Annotated in this window: 15 protein-coding genes and 1 pseudogene; 5 read left to right on the top strand and 11 right to left on the bottom strand. The window is 61.1% G+C overall.

Annotated elements, in window-relative coordinates; genetic code table 11:
• Window positions 1–3: 3 nt before the first annotated feature.
• The 4 genes and pseudogenes from Q0K12_RS06520 to Q0K12_RS06535 all read right to left on the bottom strand — a co-directional run bounded on the left by Q0K12_RS06520 (window position 4) and on the right by Q0K12_RS06535 (window position 4974).
• Complete coding sequence (locus Q0K12_RS06520; protein WP_297261210.1) at window positions 4–474, bottom strand: ABC transporter permease subunit; 471 nt, start codon at window positions 472–474, stop codon at window positions 4–6.
• A complete protein-coding gene (locus tag Q0K12_RS06525; RefSeq protein WP_297261213.1) occupies window positions 468–1043 on the bottom strand; it encodes an ABC transporter permease in 576 nt (191 codons plus the stop codon). Before Q0K12_RS06525 ends, Q0K12_RS06520 begins: the two co-directional genes overlap by 7 nt.
• A pseudogene (gene nikA, locus Q0K12_RS06530) lies at window positions 1024–2615 on the bottom strand (nickel ABC transporter substrate-binding protein). Before nikA ends, Q0K12_RS06525 begins: the two are co-directional and overlap by 20 nt.
• Window positions 2616–2838: 223 nt before the next feature.
• Window positions 2839–4974, bottom strand: a complete 2136-nt coding sequence (locus tag Q0K12_RS06535) for a methyl-accepting chemotaxis protein (protein WP_297261215.1) — start codon at window positions 4972–4974, stop codon at window positions 2839–2841.
• A 454-nt stretch (window positions 4975–5428) separates the two neighbouring features.
• Between Q0K12_RS06535 and Q0K12_RS06540 the strand changes: the two genes are divergently transcribed.
• A complete protein-coding gene (locus Q0K12_RS06540) occupies window positions 5429–6625 on the top strand; it encodes a hypothetical protein (RefSeq protein WP_297261217.1) in 1197 nt (398 codons plus the stop codon).
• A gap of 220 nt (window positions 6626–6845) precedes the next feature.
• Here Q0K12_RS06540 and Q0K12_RS06545 read toward each other — a convergent pair whose 3' ends face one another.
• The 4 genes from Q0K12_RS06545 to Q0K12_RS06560 are packed head-to-tail and all read right to left on the bottom strand — an operon-like array spanning window position 6846 to window position 14301.
• Window positions 6846–7553, bottom strand: a complete 708-nt coding sequence (locus Q0K12_RS06545) for a SprT family zinc-dependent metalloprotease (protein WP_297261220.1) — start codon at window positions 7551–7553, stop codon at window positions 6846–6848.
• On the bottom strand, window positions 7546–10617 hold the full coding sequence (locus Q0K12_RS06550) for an HsdR family type I site-specific deoxyribonuclease (protein WP_297261222.1): 3072 nt from the start codon (window positions 10615–10617) through the stop codon (window positions 7546–7548). The genes Q0K12_RS06545 and Q0K12_RS06550 overlap by 8 nt, the downstream gene beginning before the upstream one ends.
• Window positions 10607–11899, bottom strand: coding sequence for a restriction endonuclease subunit S (locus Q0K12_RS06555; protein ID WP_297261224.1), 1293 nt, complete (start codon window positions 11897–11899; stop codon window positions 10607–10609). The genes Q0K12_RS06550 and Q0K12_RS06555 overlap by 11 nt, the downstream gene beginning before the upstream one ends.
• The gene (locus tag Q0K12_RS06560) at window positions 11890–14301 is read right to left on the bottom strand and encodes a class I SAM-dependent DNA methyltransferase (protein ID WP_297261226.1); all 2412 of its coding nucleotides are present in this window, start codon (window positions 14299–14301) and stop codon (window positions 11890–11892) included. Before Q0K12_RS06560 ends, Q0K12_RS06555 begins: the two co-directional genes overlap by 10 nt.
• Window positions 14302–14526: 225 nt before the next feature.
• Here Q0K12_RS06560 and Q0K12_RS06565 point away from each other — a divergent pair, with 225 nt between their 5' ends.
• The 4 genes from Q0K12_RS06565 (at window position 14527) to Q0K12_RS06580 (ending at window position 17730) form a co-directional block, all read left to right on the top strand.
• Window positions 14527–14874 (top strand): hypothetical protein, encoded by a 348-nt coding sequence (locus Q0K12_RS06565; protein WP_297261228.1) that lies wholly within the window; start codon window positions 14527–14529, stop codon window positions 14872–14874.
• A 371-nt stretch (window positions 14875–15245) separates the two neighbouring features.
• Window positions 15246–15539 (top strand): hypothetical protein, encoded by a 294-nt coding sequence (locus Q0K12_RS06570; RefSeq protein WP_297261230.1) that lies wholly within the window; start codon window positions 15246–15248, stop codon window positions 15537–15539.
• A 321-nt stretch (window positions 15540–15860) separates the two neighbouring features.
• Window positions 15861–16805, top strand: coding sequence for a WYL domain-containing protein (locus Q0K12_RS06575; protein ID WP_297261233.1), 945 nt, complete (start codon window positions 15861–15863; stop codon window positions 16803–16805).
• A 205-nt stretch (window positions 16806–17010) separates the two neighbouring features.
• Window positions 17011–17730, top strand: coding sequence for a hypothetical protein (locus Q0K12_RS06580; protein ID WP_297261235.1), 720 nt, complete (start codon window positions 17011–17013; stop codon window positions 17728–17730).
• A 325-nt stretch (window positions 17731–18055) separates the two neighbouring features.
• Here the strand turns inward: Q0K12_RS06580 and Q0K12_RS06585 are convergent, their stop codons facing one another.
• Genes Q0K12_RS06585 through Q0K12_RS06595 form a run of 3 tightly spaced genes read right to left on the bottom strand, consistent with a single transcriptional unit; the run spans window position 18056 to window position 21285 of the window.
• Window positions 18056–18778, bottom strand: a complete 723-nt coding sequence (locus Q0K12_RS06585) for a hypothetical protein (protein ID WP_297261237.1) — start codon at window positions 18776–18778, stop codon at window positions 18056–18058.
• Window positions 18778–19752 (bottom strand): hypothetical protein, encoded by a 975-nt coding sequence (locus Q0K12_RS06590; protein WP_297261239.1) that lies wholly within the window; start codon window positions 19750–19752, stop codon window positions 18778–18780. Before Q0K12_RS06590 ends, Q0K12_RS06585 begins: the two co-directional genes overlap by 1 nt.
• Before the next feature lie 6 nt (window positions 19753–19758).
• Window positions 19759–21285, bottom strand: a complete 1527-nt coding sequence (locus tag Q0K12_RS06595) for a hypothetical protein (protein WP_297261241.1) — start codon at window positions 21283–21285, stop codon at window positions 19759–19761.
• Window positions 21286–21925 lie beyond the last annotated feature (640 nt).

Here is a 21925-nt window from a genome sequence, read left to right on the forward strand (position 1 = left end):
CGGCTACCGTGTGCGGGAGGTACGCCGGGGGGACAGGGCGTCCCGCAGGCTGTCGCCCAGCAGGTTGCAGGCCGCCGTCACCAGGAGGACGGCAAGGCCGGGGGGCAGCATCTGCCAGGGATGCAGGGTCATGACGTTGCGGGCCTCGCTCAACATGGCCCCCCATTCCGGCGTGGGCGGCTGCACGTTCAGGCCGAGGAAGGAAAGGGCGGACAGGAGCAGGATGACCGAGCCGGAGTCCAGCGTGGCCAGCACGGCGATCTCTCCGGCCGCGCGGGGCAGCAGATGCCGCCGGATGATGGCGGGCGCGGCGTAGCCCGCGACGCGGGCGAAGCATACATAGGGCATGTCGGCGTACTGCCGGGTGATGGTGTGGATCATGCGGGCGTACCAGGGCCATTTGGCCAGGATGCAGGCCAGGAAGACATGTTCCGGCGCGGGGCCGAGCAGGCCGACCAGGGCGAGGATCAGCACTTCGGCCGGTCCAGTCCGCCCAGCGGCAGCAGGTCCCAGTGGACGGCGAACAGCCAGATAAGCAGCAGCCCGGCCCAGTAGGCCGGTACGGACGTGCCCAGCAGGATCAGCCCCCGCAGCAGGAGGTCCGGCAGCTTCCCCGCCCCGCAGGCGCTCAACATGGCTGCCGGAACGCTGCACAAAAGGACGATGCAGGCCGCCGTCCCCGCCAGCAGCAGGGTGGGGGGCAGGGCGGCGGCCAGTTCTCCCGTCACGGCCTTTCCGTCGGTATGGCTGGCGCCCAGGTTCCCCTGCAGGGCCTGTCCCAGCCAGTGCAGGTAACGCTCGAGGAAAGGGCGGTCGAGCCCGAGTCGGGCTCGCGTCTCGGCCAGCAGTTCCGGCGTGGGGCGCATGCCGTTGACCCGGATGGCCACCTCCGCCGAATCGCCCGGGCTGAGCTGGATGACGGCAAAGGAAAGGAAGCTGATGCACAGCAGCAGGGGCACGGCGCGCAGCAGCCTGCCCGCAAGGACGGCGAACAGGCGCGCGAGAGCAGCCGGTCGGCCGGACTCAGAACGCCATCTTCTCAAAGGGGATCTCGTACTGGGAGAGGCCGAATTCCACGCCCTTCAGGGCTTTGGCGTATACGGCCTTGGTCCGGGAGGTGGTGAGGGGGAGGTAGATGGCCTCGTCGTGGACGTAGGTCAGGATATCCCGGTATATGGCGCGGCGCGCGCTCTCGTCCGTCTCCGCCATGAGGCGGGTGATCGCCGCGTCCAGCCAGGACTTGCGTTCCAGCCCCGTCTGGGCCTGATAGTCCCCGTGGGCGGGGACGCGCCAGGAGGAAAGATAGGACTGCGGAGCATAGGGCGTGCCCCAGGAAAGGGAATACTGCATGTCGAAGTCGCCGCGCTTCTGACGGTCAAGGAAAGCCTGCTTTTCCTCGCCGATGATGCGCATCTCCACGCCGATCTGTTTCAGGTTCGCCTGGGCGAATTCGCTGATGGTGCGTTCCTGCGCATTGTCGGCATTGTAGAAGAGGCGCACCACCGCCCTCTCGCCATCCTTGTACCGCCAGCCGTCAGGCGCGAGCGTCCAGCCCGCGGCATCCAGCAGGGCGGCGGCCTTTTCCGGGTCATGGTCGCGCCGTTCCAGCGGCACGTCGCAGTAGGGAACGCCGGGATCCAGCAGCGTATGGGCGACGGATTCGGAACCGTTGAGCACGCCTTCGGCGATGCCGGCCTTGTCCACGGCATATTGCAGGGCGCGGCGCACGGCGCGCTCCCGCGTGAAGGGCTGATGCGCGTTGAGCAGGAGGGCGCGTGAGGCGATGGGCCGGCTGAGCGCCGTGGCGTAGCGGCCGTCACGTTGCAGGGCCGCAAAGGCGTCAAGGTTGAGCATGTCGCCGTCAGCGCCGAAAACGAGGTCTATCTCTCCCTTCTGCAGGGCCATGAGGATGGACTGATGGTCGGGGATGACCTTCCAGCGCACGGCGTCCAGGCGGGGTCTCGTCCCCCAGTACTGCGGATTGGCGGTAAAGAGGGCGTACTGATCTTTCCGGTGTTCCGTCAGTATCCACGGCCCGGTGCCGATGAGGCCCGTCACGCCGTCCTTCGTCTGGCCGTCGGTGAAGCATTTGGGCGAGAGGAAGCGGAACGGCCGCAGCAACCCCAGCTCCGTGAGCGTCGGGTAGTAGGGATGTCTGAGCACGAGGCGGCAGGTGTGGTCGTCCACCACTTCGCAGGCTTCAAGAGCATTGGTGAGGTCGAGGCATGGCGGGAGCGGTTGGCCATGATGGCGTCCATGTTCAGCTTCACGACCTGGGCGGTGAAGGGCTCGCCGTCGGAAAAGCGCACGTCCCGGCGCAAATGGAAGGTGTAGACCGTGCCGTCGGCCGAGATCTCCCAGCGTTCCGCGAGCCACGGCCTGATCCCTTCGCGGGTGTTGACGACCAGCGGCTCGAAGACCATGCCCTGGGCCGCCATCTCGCCGCCGTAGAGGTGCGGATGGATGTTGCGTATATCCTTGGTGCTGGCATAGACCAGCTCGCGGCGCCGGGCGGCGTCCGCATCCGGGCCGTCGTCCGGCTGTTCGTTCGCTTCGCAGCCTGCCGCGATCAGGGACAGGATGAAAATGATGAGCAAGGCGGGCAGATGGCGCATGCGCTTTCCTCATGAGGACGTTTCCGGGAGCGGTCCCGCTACCGGGGATGTGGGCGTGTCATGAGGTGATAGCACGTTTTGTCAAAAGATGCCACCCTGCGGGCGACCCTGTCCGCGCGCCGGGACTGCGGCCGGAAAATGCCGGGCGCGCTGTCCGGCGGATGCCCGGCCGGGGTGGTTCCGATACGCAGCAAACAGGGGGCGGTCGTCTGATCAGGCCCGGTCAGGCCCGTTTCAGCTTGGCGATGAGCTCCATGAGGCGGCCGGACTGGGCGGCCACATCCTGCACGAGCTGCGCCGACTGCCGCATGGTGACCACCGCGTCGGCGGAGACCTGATTGATGTCCGACAGGGAGTGATTGATGGCGTCGGAGGTGGCCGACTGCCGCTCGGCCGCCGTGGCGATGGTGCGGATCTGTTCGGCGGTGCTGTCGGCCATTTCCACGATCTCAACCAGCGCCGTGCCGGATTCGTTGACGAGCCGGGTGGCGTCCTCGATGGAGCTTACCGCCAGCTCCATCTGCTTTTCACTTTCCTGTGTGGATGCCTGGATGGCGCTGATGCTCTTGCCCACTTCGCCGGTGGAGGCCATGGTCTTTTCGGCCAGCTTGCGCACTTCGTCGGCCACCACGGCAAAGCCGCGCCCGGCTTCCCCGGCGCGGGCGGCCTCGATGGCGGCATTGAGGGCCAGCAGATTGGTCTGGTCGGCGATGTCCGAGATGACGCCCATAACCGTGCCGATGTCGCGGGCGCTGGCGGCGAGGTTGGCCATGTCGTCCTTGAGCTTGAGGGACTGTTCCCGCACGCCCTGCATGCCGCTGATGGCAAGCTGGCTCAGGCGTGCGCCGTTTTCCGCCCGCTCGCGGGTCTCGGCGGAGACTTCCGAGGTCTTGCCGGCATTCTGCGCCACGTCGATGACCGAGGCGTTCATCTGTTCCATGGCGTGGGCCGTTTCGGTGATGCGTCCCGCCTGCTGGCGTGCGCCGTCCTCCGAATGGGCCACCTGTTCCCGCAGCGAGCGGGTGGCGGCATCGATGGCCGCGGCGATGCCCTCGAGCTGCCCGGCCGCGGCCAGCATGCCTTCGGCCTTGGCCCGTTCGGCATCGGCCTTGGCCTGCTCCGCCACCTGTACGGCGTCACGGGCCCGCTGGGACTCTTCCTGCGCCCGCAGGCTGTCCTGCTCGGACTGGCGCAGCATCTTGCGCAGGGAGCCGATCATGACGCCGAGCGACGCGCAGAGCGCGCCCAGCTCATGCCGCATGTGCGAGGGGGGCGGCGTTTCCGTATCGCCGCCGGAGACCCTGTCGGCATAGGCGATGAGCTGGCGGATGGGGCGGGTGATGGAGAGGATGACGAGCACGAGCACGATGCTGATGAGCACGATGACCGCCGCGATGATGACGCAGAGCTCCACCAGCGTGGACGACGCCTCGGCCTGCACAAGTCCCATGCGGTTTTCAAAGGCCTCGAATTCCACGTCCCGGATCTTGTTCAGTCCGTCGATGATGGCGGTCATGTTCTTCCAGAACTGATCGGCGTTGACGCCGAACTGTCCGGACGCCGCCCGCGCGATGACGTTTTGCAGGGCGGTCTCGGCCTCCTTCCAGTAGGCGGAGGCGCGCAGGCCGTCCAGGATGGCCCGTGAATCGCCGGTCAGCGTCAGCAGGCCCGAATCGAGGTGGATCTCCATGCCGGAGCGCAGCGCCATAACGCGGTCGAGCGTGGCGGGATCCAGCGGCTTGCCGGCCGTGATCAGCGCCGTCAGCGTCCCGCGCAGCAGGCCGGCGCTCTCCTTGACGTCTTCCAGCAGCAGCAGCGAGGTGAAGGTGGTACGCATGCCGTCGCCCATGTCCCGCAGGTCGGGGAGCGCGCCGGCGAGCGCAAGCTGACCGCGGACGATGCGCGAATACGCTTGCAGCACTTCGGCCGATGCGGCCTTGGCGTCCACCAGGCGGCGCGCATCGGCGATCTTGCCGCTCAGGGCCGCAAGATCCCGCCCCTGAGCGGGCGTGAGCAGCACAGGCGCCCGTAGTTCCGCCAGACGTTCCAGCGCGGTATCGGTGTTTTTCCGCTGGGTGGCGATGACGGCCTTGTCCCCGGTGGTCAGATAGACGTTGGAAAGGCCGCGTTCCTTTTGCGTTTCGTTGACCAGACCCGACAGGCCGCGGAACAGGGCGATATTGTTGCCCACTTCGGAGAGGGCGTCCCGCTTTTCCAGCCAGACGAGAGCATACAGGATGCTGATGACAAGAAAGGCCAGCATGGGGATGCTGCTCAGCAGCAGAAGCTTGTGGGAGATCTTCATGGTCGTTCCGCGTCTTTTTCCCACCGCCGTATCGTAGCGCGGCAGAGAATACATGCGGCCTCCGTGGCTGGTTACGGCAGAGCTGGGACGCGGGGGTCCTTCCGTCCGCCGGTGTTGCAGGCAGTGTCCGTCCAAAATGTCATCCGTCGCACGGATTTTCCCGCTGAGGCATGCCGCGCTCACTGCGTTATGCGAAACAGCGCATGCGGAGAAGGGCATACGACGGTCTGTGTTGCGTATACGTGATTACTTACACAAAAAAAAGCCGTCCGACAAGCATATGCCCGGGTTCGGCATGTTCACCGCCGCCAGTCGAACACGCCGCTGCTTCCGTGCAACCTCTTCTTTTTACAGCACTACAATACATGCCCTCTCCTGTACCCGCACAGCGCACGGCGGCTTGTCATGGCAAAGGTTGTGACTGTATGAGATGAAAAAAGAGGGATGCCGTCCGCCGCCGTCCCGGCGCGAGCGGCAGGCCCGCAACGCCGTACGGCAGGGAGGCGCCATGCCACGGATAGCGACAAAAAACCACACATGCCGCACTGCCGCCGGGCTGCTGGGGGCTGTTTGTCTTGCCGTCCTGCTCCTGTCGGGGCTGGGGGCGGCGTGTCCGGCCCGGGCCGCGCAGGCCGCGGACACCTCTCTGGCGGGCGCGTTCGCCCGATTGCTCGAGGATCCGTCCCTCTCCACACGCCTGCAGGCCTGTTTCCTCGCGGCGGGGCTGCCGGAAGCGCCCGAGCTCGTGGATAGCCTGCGCCGCCGCAGCCGCGATGCCACCGATGCGACGGAGCGGATCGCCGTTTTGTACGCGCTGGCGACCACGACCCGCGACGCCGGGGACTGCGAGGCCTTTCTGGCCGCCTTCCCGGCCGAACCGCAGCTTTTTTTCGATTTGATGGAAGCGGAATGGGCGCTTGCCAGGGGCACGTTCAATACCGGTTTCGCGGACTTCCTGCTGTTGCTGGCCTACGAGCCGGCCACACGCCAAAAGGCGCTGCCCCATGTGGCGCGCACCGCCTGCAATATGCCCGGCGAACTGGAATCCATGGGGAGATATTGGAAAGATCCGCTGGTCGGCCCCTATGCCCGCAAGCACTACAAGAGCCTGCGGCTGGATGATTCCGGCCTGAAGTCCCTGCGGGATCTTCCCGAGCCGTCGACTTGCGCGGATACGCTGACGGCTTTCCTTCGCCACGGCAGCGAGGCGGAAAAAACGGCGGCCTGGCTGATGACGGGGAGCCGGATGGGCATGTCCGACCCCGCCTTGCACAAGGCGTGGAAAGCGTTTGGCGAGCGGGAGGAGGGGAAGCAGGACATCCACGCCTGTTTCCTTCTGAGTGACTGGCCGGATGACGAGGCGTTCGTGGCCCGGCTTGCGGCGGAACCGGAGCTGTTGCAAACCATCCTGCGTGCGGAGAAGGGGCTGTACCATCCGCCGCTGCAGGGCTTTCTCGAATCGTTATGGGATGCCCTTGAAGTCGATGAAGCCTGGCGAAGCGAGGGCATATACCGGGACAAGGAGGGGCCGGAAGACGAGGCAAAGCGGCGTGCCCGGCGGATCGCGGTCCTCAAGGCCCTGGCCCGCGTCGAACAGGACTGTCTCGAAGTCTATGACGGATGTCAGCTGGAACGATATATGCGGCAATTCGGCATAGCGGAAGACGCCGGCAGGGGAGAAGGGAAGGCCGGGCCGCATCCGTGATGCCCTGCGCGGCAGCTCCCGGCCATGACGGGACGGGGCCATGACGGGGCTGGTCATGACGGTTGCGGGCGTCGTCCGCCGCACGCGTTTTGCGCCGCCGGGACAGCGGCCGCCTGCGCCCCGGCGGGCCGTCCACTGGGAGCGCAGCCACGACATGACGCACAAAGCCCCCTTGCCGCATGACACGGCAGGGGGGCCCGGGACGGCAGGGCGGAGAGCGTCAGGCCACGGGCAGGGCGTTGAGATCGGCGCGGGCCTGCCGCCAGCGGGGGTAATGGCGGCCCAGCAGGGCGTAATAGCGCTCGTCGTGCCGGGGTTCGCGCAGGTGGCACAGCTCATGTGCCACCACATACTCCAGCAGGTCCTTGGGTTTTTTGACCAGTTCGGTATTGAAGCGCACATAGCCGCGATCCGGGGTGCAGCTGCCCCAGCGGGTTTTCATGCGCTGCACGAAAAAGGCGTTCACCGTCACGTCGAGGATGGCCTCCCACTGCCGGATGAGGGGCGGCAGCGCGGCGCGGAGCAGGCGCTTGTGCCATTCGTGCATGATCCGTTCCCGGCACTGGCGGTCGCTGCCCGGGCGCACGGTGAGCACGATCTCGTCATGGCGGAGTTCGATGCCGGGCCGGGCCGCCTGTTCCTCCACACGCAGCAGGTAGCGGCGGCCCCAGAGGTAATGCGTCTCGCGGGTCAGGTATTCCCGCGCGGATTCCCGCGGCTGCCGCCGGAACGCCTCCTGTTTGTCCCGTATCCAGCCCAGACGGCTGAGGACGAAGGCGCGGATGACCTCCGGCCGTTTTTCCAGCGGCGCGGAGATGAGCACCCGGCCGTCGGGAGGGTAGACCGCGATGTGGATGTGCTTGATGGCCTTGCGCCGCACAGGCAGGCACAGCTCGTCGATGCGGATATGTTCCCGCGCATCAGACATGGAAATCCCCTCCCTTGATCAGCTCGAACAGGGCAAGGGTGGCCGTTTCATCCTTTTGCAGGAAGGGATAGAGCAGGGCCTTGACCCTGTTTTCCCGTGCGTGGACGCCGCGCCAGGCGCTGGGAGCCTCCTTTTCCAGCGCCGCCTCCATGTCCAGCGCCAGCGTGGCGCGCGTTTCGGCATCTTCGGGGCAGACGAAGGTCCGCGCGGGCAGAGCGGGCAGATTGTGGAAGATGGTCGCGGCGAGCTTCCTGCCCTTCAGGCGGGCGGGCAGGGTGACGGCGGCGGCGCTGCCGGCGGCGATCTGCTGCGCCAGCTCTTCCATGCGCTTCAGGAAGGCCTCATAGGCCAGGGCGCCGCTGCGCTGCTGTTCGAGCAGATCGCCCAGCAGCCTGGACATGTCCTCGTAAAATCTGGGGTCGGTCTCCTTCTTGTCGTTGACGGCCTTGCGGAGGTTGTTGACGATGCCGTCCGCAACGGCACGAGGTGAAGTCTTTTCCAGCCATTTCCGGGCAATGGCCTCATGGATGCCGCTCCTGACGATGAGATCCAGCAGGGAAAAGTCGTCCAGACTGCCCTGTTCGTACGGGACGTCGGCCCGGATATACATGTCGATGAGGTGGCGCATGTCCCGTTCGTAGGCTTTGAGATCCAGCTCTTCCCCGGCGAACTTCTTCACGGCGTCGCGCAGCTCGCTGAACAGCCGGACGTCGGCCGCGATGGCGTGCGCCTCGGCGGGCGAATAGCCCGCGCACAGCAGGTCTTGCGCCATTTCGCCGTACACGCGGAGAAAACGCGCCGTCAGCTTGTACAGCTCGTCCCGCAGGGGGGCCGTGGCGGCAAGGGCTTCCGGGTCGGCGGCGTCGCCGCAGAAGAAGAGCAGCGCATCCTCCAGTTCGCGGGGCGGGCGCACATGTTCGTACAGCCTCTTCAGCTCCCGCCGCACCGCATCGAGTTCCCGCCGTCCTTCCCGCAGACGGTCCTTGAGCAGGATGTTGTCGCCGTCCGCGCCCGCGCCGGGCGAGGGCTCCAGCTCGTCGGCGCTGTAGACGGCCACGGATTCCTGTACGGAGGCGAATTGCTCCTTGTAGTCCACCACCTGGCCGTATTCCTTGTCCGCCCCGTCCAGACGGTTGGTGCGGGTGATGGCCTGGAACAGGGCATGATCCTTCAGGCGCTTGTCGAGATAGATGTAGCTGCACGAGGGCGCGTCAAAGCCCACCAGCAGCTTGCTGACCACGATGAGCAGGCGGCAGCGTCCCGGCTCCTCCCGAAAGCGCCGTTTCATCTCGGTTTCGTAACGTGCCGTGTCCGGCAGGTCCGCGCTCAGGACGTGGCGCGTGTAGGTCTCGTGCTTGTAGTGCTCCTCTCCCTGTTCCGGCTCGCGGGAAATGTCCACCTGTGTCGGATCGTAGGAGGTGATCAGGCCGCATTTGCCCTGAAGCGGGGTGTCGCTCTCAAAGAGACGGAAATAGCGGCAGGCGTCATAGATGGAATCCGCCACCAGCATGGCCGTGCCCCGGCCGCCGGCAAGGCGGGGCTTGAGGTCGAAGTCCATGCAGATGTCTTCCACGATGCGCTGCATCCGCCCGCGGGAGGTCCGAAGGCGTTCCAGGGTGCCCCAGCGGCGGCGCAGGAGCGCCTTCTGATAGTCGGACAGGCCCGCCGTCCTGGCGGCGAACCAGGCGTCCACCTTTTGCGGGGAGGTCAGTTCCTGCGGCACGGTGCGGGCCTCGTACTTCAGGTCGAGCACCACCCCGTCGGCCACGGCTTCGGGGAACTTGTAGGTATGGATATAGGTGCCGAAGACCGCGCGGGTGGATCGGGCATCCGCTTTCAGCAGGGGAGTGCCGGTAAAGCCGATGAAAACGGCGTTGGGCAGCCACCGCTTCATCTGTGCGTGGAAATCGCCGCTCTGGGTGCGGTGGCATTCGTCCACCAGCACATAAAACTCGCCGTGCACCTCGGGCGGCACTTCCCTGCCGAGATCGAACTTGTGGATGAGGGCGCAGAGCAGGCGCGGGGCGGGAGCCTGCAATTTTTCCCGAAACGTCTGCCGGCTGGTGACGGCGCTCTCTTTGGCATTCAGTCCGGCCGCGCCTGACCGGCTCATGACGCGGCGTATCTGGTCATCCAGTTCGGTACGGTCCGTGACGATGAGCACCCGTGCGGCGGGCCTGTGCTCCAGTATCCACTTGACGAGCATGACCATGAGGAGGCTTTTCCCCGAGCCCTGCGTATGCCAGATGACGCCGCCCTCCTTGCGGAGGAGGCGCTCCTGCGCGGCCTTGAGGGCCAGATACTGGTGCGGGCGCGGGACCTTTTTGACGCCGCCGTCGTAGAGGATGCCGTCCCGCAGCAGATCCAGCAGGGTCTCCCGGTCGCAGAGCCGGGCCAGCGGGCCGTCCAGATGGCAGCCGGGCGCGGGCGCGGCCGGGGCCGCCTCCTTCCAGCGCACATAGAACTGCTCTTCCGTGCCGCAGGTGCCGTAATACAGGCCCTCCACATCGTTGCCGGCAAGGAGAAGCTGAGAGGCCACAAAAAAATAGGGATTGGCGCGCTGGTTGCTGATGAGCTGGCGGATGCCGTCGCCCACCGTGACCGAGGCCCGCTTGAGCTCGATGACGCCCACGGCAAAGCCGTTGAGGTAGAGCACGAGATCCGGACGGCGCACGTCGCCGCCCTCGCGCAGCGTCACCTCCTCGGCCAGGGCAAAGTCGTTGTTTTCCGGCGTGTCCCAGTCCACCAGCCGCACGGTCTCATGCGGCTTGCCGGGGCCGGCGGACACGATGACGCCGTAGCGCAGCAGTTGGTAGACCCCGGCATTGGCCTCGTAGAGGGTATGGCCGAGCACGGGCAGGGCCTGATCGATGCGGAGGCGCGCCGCCGCCACCAGTTCCGGCGCGACGCCCCGCCGCCGCAGGAAGGCCTCCAGCAGTTCGTACTCCACGGCGCGGTTCTTCTCGCGCCGGCTCCAGTCGCCAAGATAGGCATAGCCCATTTTCTGGAACAGACGGATGACGCGATCTTGCGTTTCCCGTTCGCTGCGTGCGCTATTGGCCATGTTGTCCTCCCGCGCCGGCAAGGCGCGTCCTGCCCGTGAGCAACTCCCGCATCATGCCCTGCTTGACGGCCCGCAGCTTGTCGCGCCGGGCCTCCAGCGCCGCCAGCTCGGCGTCCATGTCGGACAGGACGGCGGCAATGGCGCGTTGTTCGTCAAAGGATGGGGGAAACTCCAGAAAAAGACCGGAAAGACTTGTCTTACTAATGGAAGAGACCTTGATTCCAGTCACATAGGCTGCCAGTTGTCCATGAAATTTTTCGCTATTGATAAGGTAGCCGAGAATTCCCTTAGCAAACCGTATTTTCGGTCTGCATAAAAATGTATGTTGACCGGAAAGGACTTTTCCATCGATGTTAATAACTTCAACAGCTTTTCCGACTGTAGAATCTTCTGCCGTGTTGGCAATCACCACATCGCCATTTTGTAGAAAACACTTTTGGGGATAATTCTTTTCCGACAGTATCTTATTGATAAAGGGGAGTTTGTCTTTGGAAATGTCGATAATAAATGAAAATTTTGTTAAAATGTCTCCGTAATGGATATTCCTGATGCAGCCTCTTTGTACAAACTGTGAACGAGAATAGGGATTTGTAGGAAGAAATTCAAATATCTCTCCAAAAAATTTCTTTATCCACGGTTCTTGAAAACCCGGCAGACGCGTTTTCCCCGTCAAAAGCTGCTGCATGGCGGCCAGCTTGATGTTGCGCTTTTTGGCTATGAGGCGTTCCTGCGCATCCAGCAGGGCGTCCACATCCGACAGGGCGGCGGCAATGGCGTGTTGCTCGGGAAGGCTCTTGGGCAGGCAGAGCAAAATTTCCCCCAACTTACGGGGACTGATTTCCAAAAAAGTTGAACCGGATGCCTGTTTGAGAAGTTCCTTTTTGAATATTGTCAGTAAATAGTAAATAAATTCATTGTCAATATCATCATTTATAATAAGATTTTTAAAGCCCTGGTTTGTTGTCGCAGGTAACAGGAGAATAGACTTAAGACCAATCGAAGCGCGCGTTGTCAGAAGTATTGTGCCGACGGGAAGCAGTTTTGCAGAGCTTTTTTTCAGGCCGTCATCTGAAATTTTTTTATTGCTTGTTGAAACGTATTTCTTTTCATCATTAATTTCAGATGGCGTAAACCAAGAAATATTGCCATCCCAATAGGCAGAAATAGCGGTTGAGGGGGTTCCTCCGCCTACGATTCGTGCAATGGAAAAAAGTGGCCTGACCTCCCAATCCTCAGGGAGGACGCCCAGTTCCGTCATGGTGTAGCCGGGTCTCAGTTCCATGTCAGCCCCATGTTGCGGAGGTGTTCGGCCACACGGGCGGAGAGCGTTTCCACCTCCCGCTCCAGCGCGGGGAGGGGGGTCGCGTAGCGGTCGGCCAGCTGGTGCAGGCGGCTTTCCGTCCACTGCACGAGGCGGTCCAGCTCGTCGGCAAGAGCGCGGCGCAGCACCGGCAGCCATTTGTCATGCACGAGCATGTCCCGCAGCGTGGTCTCGTCCAGACGCGGATACTGGGCGAGGGTCTTACTTTCCAGTTCGGTCTCCGCATCCTTGATCTGTTTCTTCAGCCTGGCCATGCGCTCGTCAAGGCGCAGCCACCGCGCGAGGACGTCCGCCTCCTCATCCCGGCCCGCCTGTTCTTTGATGTCCGCCAGCAGGGCCTTGACCGGCTTTTTGGCGATCTTCTCCAGCTCGAAAAAGATGCCGTCCTCTCCGCCGTTTTCCTCCTCCAGACTTTCCAGCTCCTGCCGGGCGTTTTCCAGTTCGCCCCGCAGCGTCTCAAGAGCGGCGGCCTCCGCGGCAAAGAAGCGCCGCACCACATACTCGCCGGGCAGGAGGTCGCAGCGCCAGACGCGTTTTTCCCGCTTGCCGCTTTTGACCGTCTCCCATACCGGTTCCGCCTTCCAGCCGTCGTCACTGATCTGGTAAAAGTCGTCCTGCATGGTATCGGCCCAGTATTCCATAAGGCGCTGGTAGACGGCATAGGCATCCACCAGCGGCACGGGCCGGAAGGCCGCCAGCAGGGACTCGGCAAGCCCGGCGATGAGCTCCCGCGGCCGGTCCCCGCGGGCAAAGCCGCACATGCGCGGCTCCGCCTCGCTCTGCCATTGCCGCAGGGCCGTTTCCGCCGTTTCCGTCAGCCGCATGAATCCCGCATCCTGCCGGATGGTCTCCCCCAGCGCGTCCGGCGGCACGGCAAGGGTGGACCTGTCCGTGCCCGGCAGCGGGGCAACGAGGCGGGCGCGCAGATGGGGCAGGGCTTCCCATACCGTATGCAGGGCCGCAAGGTCGCTGTTCGGGATGCCGCCGTTGAGGTGGGCGTCCAGATGGTGGATGTCCTCGTCCGTGTCGCTGTCGATATAGCGGGGCAGGTTGAGATTGCAGGCGTTCCGCTCGGAAGCGATCTCCTCCAGCGGCACCATGCGGGCGTAGCCGGGCACGTCCCGCATCGCCGCAAAGACGCTGACGATCTTGTGGATGTCGCGTTCCCGCAGGCGGTTCTTGTTGCCGTCCTTCATGAAGTCCCGCGAGGCGTCCAGCATGAAGATGCCCCGGCGGGCCTGCGCGTTCTCCTTGTCCAGAACGAGGATGCAGGCCGGGATGCCCGTGCCGTAAAACAGGTTGGGCGGCAGGCCGATGATGCCCTTCAGGATGCCGGAACGCACGAGCCCCTCGCGGATGACGGCCTCCGCATTGCCGCGAAACAGCACGCCGTGCGGCAGGATGCAGGCGCCCTTGCCGGTATCTTTCAACGAATGGATGATATGCAGCAGGTAGGCGTAATCCCCCTGCTTTTCCGGCGGTACGCCCCAGCTGAAACGGTGGTAGGGGTCGTTTTCCCTCTCCACGCCGATGGCCCATTGCTTGTCCGAAAAGGGCGGATTGGCCACCACGAAGTCGTAGGTGCGCAGGCGGCCCTCATCCGTGAAGCGCGGATTGGCCAGCGTGTTGCCCCCGGCGATGACCGCATCGGCCACCCCGTGCAGCAGCATGTTCATGCGGGCAAGACCCACCGTGCTCACGTCCTTTTCCTGTCCCTCGAGCGTGATGTCCCGCCCGGCCTCGGCCGCCACCTTGAGCAGCAGCGAGCCGGAGCCGCATGTGGGGTCGTAGGCGCTGGTCGATTTGGTGACCGCTTCCGGGCGGATGCCGATGACACGGGCTATGACGCGGCTCACCTCCGAAGGCGTGTAGAATTGCCCCTTGCTCTTGCCGCTCTCCGTGGCGAAGTGCCGCATCAGGTACTCGTAGGCGTCGCCGAGCAGGTCGTCGTTTTCCGCGCGGTTACGGGAAAAATCGAGGCGCTTGTCCTCGAAGATGGCGATCAGCGCCGTGAGGCGATCCACCATCTCCTTGCCTTCGCCTAGACGGGACGCGTCGTTGAAATCGGGAAAGTCCGTGCGGGCCAGGCCGTTGTTGGCCTCGATGAGCGGCTGGATGATGTGCTTGTTGATGCAGTCCCCGATGTCCGCCTTGCCCTTGAGGCGGCACATGTCCGCAAAGCTCGCCCCCTGCGGCACCTTGAACGCGGCAAACGGCCCGGCATCGGCAAACTTGTCCGACACGTACTTGATGAAGAGCATGAACAGCACATAGTCCTTGTACAGACTGGCGTCCATGCCGCCGCGCAGCGTGTCGCAACTTGCCCAGATGGATGCGTATATCTCCGATTTCTTGACGGCCATGTCGTCCCCCTGCCGCGAGAAAAAAACGAATCGCGAAAAAAAGAGAATATAGAGATTTTGCCGGCAAAAGTCGATGACCCCCGTATGCGTCCGCCGCCGTGCCGCCTGGGCACGCACCTTCCCTTGCGGAGAACGGGGAGCGGAGGCGGCAGTCCTGCCAAAAGAGACGGAAGGACACTCACCGCCGGAGACGAAACAAGGACTCGCGGCATCATCCGCAAGTCCTTGTTTCATTGCGCTGCTTCACGCAAAAAGTGGGGACAAAATGGGGACAACGTTTCGGGAGCGCACACGCTGGGCTATCAATGGCATCAGCTGGAAGAAGGCAGCCGGGTACGAGAACATCCCACACGCAAGCACGGCAGCAAGCCTGACCTGTATTTTGCCATCCGCTGTCAGAAGGACGGCAAGCGGCAGGGAGAGTCTCTGGACTGGACATCGCAGGGCATGACCCTGCACAAGGCCCGTCTGGCGCTGGCTCAGCTTCGGGAAGCGGCGCGCACCGGCAATGGAGCCACGCGACTCCGGGAACAGCGGCAGAAAGGGGCTTGTGCACTTCTGCCGGAGCAATGAGGGGACGGGCCGCATGATACGGCGATCCGCTCCCGATGCGGACAGTCAGCTGCGCGAGGTCATCAGGTTCGCCGGCTATCTTGCCAAGGTGCAGGGCAAGGAGAGACTGGCCAAAGGCAGCAGGGTTTCCTCCGCCTCCCACGGTTTCAGTGTCGCCGCGCCTTTTCCTGATATACGGAGGACAGCGACTGAGACGTCGTCTCTCGCCGGCAGCAGGGGAGGGCAGGGGAGATCATCATCTGTGGGAAGGCATCTGCAAACCGGCAAATACATGCGTAGTCGGGACTGTCCTTTTTCCCTTCTCTGGGGTACCCTGAAGGCAGGTTGTCCATCATGCCGATCCGCATCGTTCTTTCCCTCGGAGTGCCGTCATGTTGAAGCGATCCATCTGCCTCACCTGTCTTGCCGTCCTGCTGCTGACCGGCCCCTGCCTTGCCGGAGACAAGAGCGTAAGCGAACTGCGCCAGATCGTTCAGGCCGGCGGTTCCCTCATTCTGGATATGAGCAACCGCCGCTATTCGGTGACCGAACTGCTGACGCTTGCCGCCGCCCTGCGCGACAATGCCACCTTGACCATCAGGATGGACAGGGGCGGCGAACTCTCCACCGTGGACTGTCAGCGACTGAGCAAGAGCCGTCCGGGACAGATTCGTTTCTGGTTTTGAGGTGGCCGGGGCATGGACGCTCCGCCTGCTTCCTCATTGATGCGCGGGCGGGGTTGGATGACATCGCCTCGGCCAGCGTGCTCGATCTTGCACCGCGGCTGGTGCTGTTTTTTTGCGTTCATTGAAGAAAGCAGAAAATTTTCTGGCGAAAAAACGCGGTTTTTCCACTTGGTTTGGGCTGGGCGGCGCTGTACCGCCGCCTCGCGTTTTACCTTTTTCAAAGACAACATGCTCTAAAAAATGAGGATTTCGTGTCTTGTCGTCTTATTTCCGAAATCTGGAAAGATCGGGCCGTAGAGCGTACGGCAAGGAGAAGCACCCATGCCGAGCAAATATGATCAGGACAGCACGCCGGGCGTCAAACTGTTGCGGCTGTTCCGCAAGCTGCTGGCGGACGGCAGGCGGCACTACCAGAGCGATCTGGCTGCCGAATTCCAGTGTTCGCCACAAACCATCATGCGGCTGACCGCGGAAATAGAAAGCGTCATCGGCGCCAATCTGGAAACGGGGCTGGACTGCCGCCGGCGCTGGTACCGCATTGCCAGCAGCCATCCCAACCGCCTGGGATTGGAGTATGAGGAGCTGCGCTATCTGGCCGTCTGTCGGGACCTGGCGATGCCCGCCCTGCCGGAACCGGTACGCCGCCGCGTGGATGAGACGCTCCTCCAGCTTTCGCTGCATATGGCCGAACAGGGATTTTCCGATCAGCCGGATGTGCGGGAGCCGCGCTTCGGCTTTTATTCCAAGGGACGCATCGACTACACGCCGCATCAGGAAACGCTGGAGCAGCTTCTTTGTGCCATACGGAATCATGGCGTGTGCCGCCTGCTCTATAAAGCGTCGGGCAACAAGGCGAGCAAGGAGCATCTCTTTGCGCCGGGCAGGCTCGTCAGCATGAACCTGACCATATATGTGCTGGGGGCGCTGCTGACGGAGGAGGGGGCGGAGGTCCGGCACTACACGCATCTGGCTGTTCATCGCATACAGGAGATTTCCCGAACCAAGCTTGTCTACAGCGGGACGTTCCCGGACGCCGAGCAGGGGACGTTCGGCCTGCCGTGGCATGAACCGAGGGAATTCCATATCCGCTTCAAGGCCGGAAGAGCGGCGGATTATGTCTGTGAGCGCATCTGGGCGGACAGGCAGACCATCGAGACGCAGCCGGACGGAAGCGTCATCCTGCACATCACCACCCGCAGCGAGCCGGAACTCATGGCCTGGGTACGGAGCTTCGGGGAGGAAGCTTGTCTGCTTGGCAGGGAGTAGGGCGACCGGAAGGCGGTGCAGCGGCACGGGGCGGATGTTTTTCTCGAATGCGGGATACTGGATTCCATTTTCTGGAAACGAAGAGAGGTAATGGGAACCGCCAGCACTGCCCCGCTCCCGGCTTGCCCGATGCTGAGACCTTGCGTCATTTGGGGGATACGCTCACTCAGCAGGTTGCGGGGCACAAAAGAAAACGGAGGAAACCATGTTCGGAAACCGACTGATTCATCTTGGCGGGGCGGTCTGCCTTGTCCTTGTCCTGCTTGGCGCACACGTCCCCGCGCGAGCGGCAAGCAAAACGACCTGCCCGGAAAAGGTCATTGACGTCCAGACCGTCACGGGAACGTATCTGGGCTGGTTCGAGACGGAGGAAGGGCTCAATACCATCGGCATTCAGGTTCCCGGTGAAACGGAACCCGTGTATATCGGCGCATCGGAAGAAGAAGCCAGAAAATTTTTCGGCAATGGTACGGGGCAGCGGGTGTCCGTCACCTGGCAGGTGGAGCAGATGTGGATAGACGAAACACGGGAATGTCTGCGTCTGGAAATCCTGAAGGAAGGCCATCCGCTCGACGCAGCGGAACAAGGCTCCGCTGTGAAGGTGATCCCCGGACAATACAAGTACATGAGCACCCATGAAGATGCCTCGGGTGAGTTGCGGCTTTCCGCCCCGGATCCATCGGGAAAGTTTGCCGTTACCATCGAAACGATAAGCCCGCAACTGCATACCTGCGGCTTCAGCGGGTTCTGTACCCTCAAGGATGATATGCTGATCTGCCGAAACGCGCCGGAATACGACGATGCAGAGAATCCTGATGCCTACGTCGGCATCAAGGTTTTGCAGAGCGGTCTTGAGATCGTGCATGGAAGCTACGGCTGGTGTGGCGCAAAAGGATCAATGGTAGGCATCTATATGCTGAAATAGACGGAGCTCAGGTGGACAGTGTTGATTGCGGAAAGCAAATTTCCCGATTCTAGAGCGTTTCATCTTTGAAAAAGGTGAAACGCGAGGCGGCGGCACAGCGCCGCCCGGCCCAAAGTGAGCGGAAAAACCGCCTGAAAATGCTCTAGAAAAAAAACGGATAACCGTCAGAACAAGTCTGCGCGACTACCAATTTGAACGGCAAAAAGCCCCCTCCCTCGATCAGTTCACGCAGGGTAAGGGGGCCGTTTCATCCCCTTGCAGGAATGGAGCAGATAGAGCGTGCTCCTGTTTTCCCGTGCGGAGATCCATGCTGTGCTCTCTGTGTTCACGCCTTCTCCGGGTATTTTTCACAAATTTCATCCAAGGCGTCTTCATAAAGCTCTTCATTGTTTTTGTAGAGCTCAATCAGATTGGGAATCACTTCAGAAAGATAATTTCTAAAGAGGCGTATGCATATTTCTCCCACTGTCGCCATTTCACAAAACAAGGAATTATTTGCTTGTGACTTCATTGTAAAATCACATCCGCTACGTTCATATCCTCCCGGCTCCGCCAATTCGCGAAATGTGGAAAACGTTGCGTGTTCGTCAATTCCATCATCAAAAAATAAAAATTTCTTTTTATTTTTCGCAGTGAGACAGAAAATGCCTTCAGCAGTAATGATTACTTGTTCGCGGTCTCCATTAAGGAAGTCTGGATTTGCAATCAAGACAGTAACAAGGAGCTCATTTGTTGGTTCATCAGTACACACCCGATTACCCCACCAAAGTCCGTCTCCATTCTGATGCTCCAGGCTAGGATTGTAAATATGCTGCGTTCTAAACGTTGTGCTTGGAATACGATACCACCAAAGTGCGCCGGCGCCGGGGTACGAAAATTCAGAAAATGCTTTTGTATTGCAAGAGCAAATACCATATTGGGGTTGTTTTCTCCCACTCTCATATCCAGCTTCCAACGTATCGCCATATTTTTCCACAGAGTAAGGAAATGAAAATTTTTCCCGGCATACATCATACACCATTTTCCGCCATTTGTTGTAGCTTTCCATTACTCTTCTCCCAATTTGCTGTTTATATCCGATTCAAGCTCGGAAAGTCCCAGCTTTGCGGTTTCGCAAAGCCTACCTTCATCGTCCACGATGGTTATCCCGGCAAAGGCGTTTATCAGATCGCATACGGAACATGCGCGATACAGCTTTTCCTGCGTATCCAGGCCGGAGTTCTTGAGATCAGCACCGCGCAAATCCTGAATGGAGGGCAGCAGCTCCCGGGCGATTCCGTCAAGTCGGGCCAGAATCCTTTGGGAAAGTGCGGCCAGCCGGGCAATTTCCCTGAGCCGCTCATTTATGACTTCGAATTCCTTTTCTTTCACCCGCATTTTTTCAAGTTCGCTCATCGCCTCGGCGCAAAGCGTTTCGGACTTTGCCCCAAGCGAGATGCCGGTGATAAGAAGCGCGGGGAGGGCAATCAGGCCCGTGAGGGCCAATGCGCCTCCGGCCATCCCCAATCCTCCCGCCGCCAGTGTGCCGCCGCCGAGCCATGCCAAGGTGGCGTTTACCGCCGCCGCTCCGGAGAGAGAGCTTATGGCGGTTCCTGTTCCCGCTGTTCCCAGCAGCCCCGCCAGCGAATAGGCGCCAAAGCTTACCAGCGCTCCCGTTACGCCCCCCGCCGCCAGCCCCGTGGCCGTGCCACAGGCTATTGCGCTTGCCGTATCGCAGGCTTTTTCACATACCGCGGACGGCCTGATGGATGGTAACTGTTCTTTAGTCCCCTTGAATTCAACAGTTGCCCCCTCGGGTATTTGCAAGGCCTGCAGGGCATTGAGGAGCTGAGTGTACGTCCCCCCGTCCTTCTTGAACGTATCCCGTTTGAGCTTTCCCAGCTTGCGGAGCGCGACTCTGGCTTTTTCCCGTTCACCTGCACAGGCGCCCTCAATGGCACGCTGATAGTGCGGCAGACGCTCCGCTATCTTGCTTGCTTGTTGTATATTATCATAAATCGTGAATGGATTGAGCGTAACCATATTCCCTCACAAAGAGTCGAGCATTGCCCTGAACGCGGAAAAACTTTCATACCGCAATTTCGTATTGAGCGTCTTTGCCATCTGTTGCGCACCTTTTTCAAATTCTTCAAGGGAAGAATTTCGCTCCATCATTTCAAGGGCTTCATTGCTCTCCTGTTCTATTTTTGCAAAATAGTTTTCAAACGTGGTGAAAAGCTCAAATCTGTACTCCTCCCACTTGCGGCAGGCAGCACGTGCTCTGGCACGGGTTTCCTCATATCGCTCCCTGGCTGCCCGCGCTTTCCTGATGGCAAAAATGCTTTCGGTAAAGCATAGCGAACTCAGCGCACAGGCAATGGTCGCTCCCACGACGGCTCCCACCACGGGAACAGGCAAGAGTATCTGCCCCGCAGTTCCGCCCCAAACCCCGGCCAGAGCGGCAACACCTTTTTGCCCCAGTTCTTCCACCGCAGCGCCCGCATCGATCTCGCCTGCCGCCAATCGCGACAGCGTTTTTGCCACATCTACCGTAGCAGATGCGATCATTCCCGGCAGAGCGGTCCCGGCAAGGGAGCGCAGCACGGCTTTATCCGATTGCTGCATGGCCCCCTTTGCCACGCTTCCCACCGCCGCCCCTGCATATCCCATCAGTGCGGATTTTCCGGCATCTGCGGCTATGCCGGCTATGGCATCTTCAAACTCGATATTGCCTCTGTACACCTGCAGCAAATGGAGACCTGTCGAGACCGCCGCGCCGGCGACCAGCCCCGCGCAAGCGCCCTGCTTGCCCGCCTCATGGGCCACACGTCCCATTTCCAGAGCTGTTGCGAGTTCAGGATGCTCTCGCAGGAAGAGGGCATCCTCCGTGGTCATGCCGCTGTCGCGTATGTTTTTTTCCAGAGCATCAAAATTGTCCGCTTGCGCCCTGCATTTTTCCGCTTGTTCCGCCAGTCCCTTTTCTTCCAGCCGATCCGCTTTGATACGGAAATGGCGGCTTTGTTGTCGGCAATGCTCCTTTCCGCACTCCACCTGCTCACTGGGAAGGTCAAGCGGGATGCCTTGATAACGGGAAAAATCGTTCCTGCCCCCACCTTCCCCAAGTGCGATTTTATTCAGCAGGTTCTTGTAGTTCCCAACAAATTTCATTTGTGAGCCGGAATTTCCTACTACCTGCCCTCCACGAAGTTCGATGTGGTCGAAACGCTGATCATTATGCGGAAATCCGGGGGCATCATCCGTCCTCATGCTCCGTCTGGCACGCCCATCAATAATATTTCGCGCATTATCCCGGCTTACTTTATTGACTTCTGCGGAGAATCCCGCCTGCTGCTTGATATTCTGCTCTGCATAATCAGGGTTGACCCTGGAATTTGCAATATCTTTCAATCCCTTGAATCTACGAAGTGTTTGCTGATCGAATCCGGTGTACCCCTTGACGAATTCCGCATTTGCCGAACCATAGCGATCAACAATCTCCGCATTCTCGACAAGAGTCGCTGCAGTGCGAATTTTTTCGCAGTCGCCCTTGATGCTGTCATGTTCATCATTACACATATGACACACCGCCAATTCATGACCGGTCTTTATCGACCATCAATCCGGGATCTGGGCCGCCAAGAACTCAGGGGAAAGTATGCTGGTCAAACCCACCGTGTTCAGGAGTTTCCAGGCAGCCATTCTTCAAAATTTCCCACCCTGCGAGGCATGACAATCAGGCGAGACAGGAATCACCCGTGTGCTTGAGAACACAATTCAACCTCTTGTATCAATTAAGATTCTAGCGATTTTTTCACTTGGTGGAAAGTACGTAAAATTGATGCAACTGATGCTGTACGGCAGAACATCAGCACGACAATCAAAAAAAATTTGTTGTGCTGAAGTGGGTATAGCGGGCACTTACCCTCCGCCCACCTATCTCATACATACTCTTTAGTGATTTTTATGTCAATAATTGATTTTTATGCTGTTTTTTTTGAGGGGAAGTTCTCATGTACCCTTTTCCACCAGGAAAGGAGGACAGCAATATCCCGAAGCAAAGTACGACCCAGGATTCACCAGACGGGCACGACGTGGCGGCCGGCATTCCTCCCCGGCACAAGGCTGAAAGGCTGTCCGCCTGCCTCGGCAGCAGAAAGCCTGTCGGCCTGCACGGTATTCACAGCACAAGGACATCGTCGTTCTCCAGCATGGCGTC

This window comes from uncultured Desulfovibrio sp. (genome assembly GCF_944324525.1).
Classification (GTDB): domain Bacteria; phylum Desulfobacterota; class Desulfovibrionia; order Desulfovibrionales; family Desulfovibrionaceae; genus Desulfovibrio.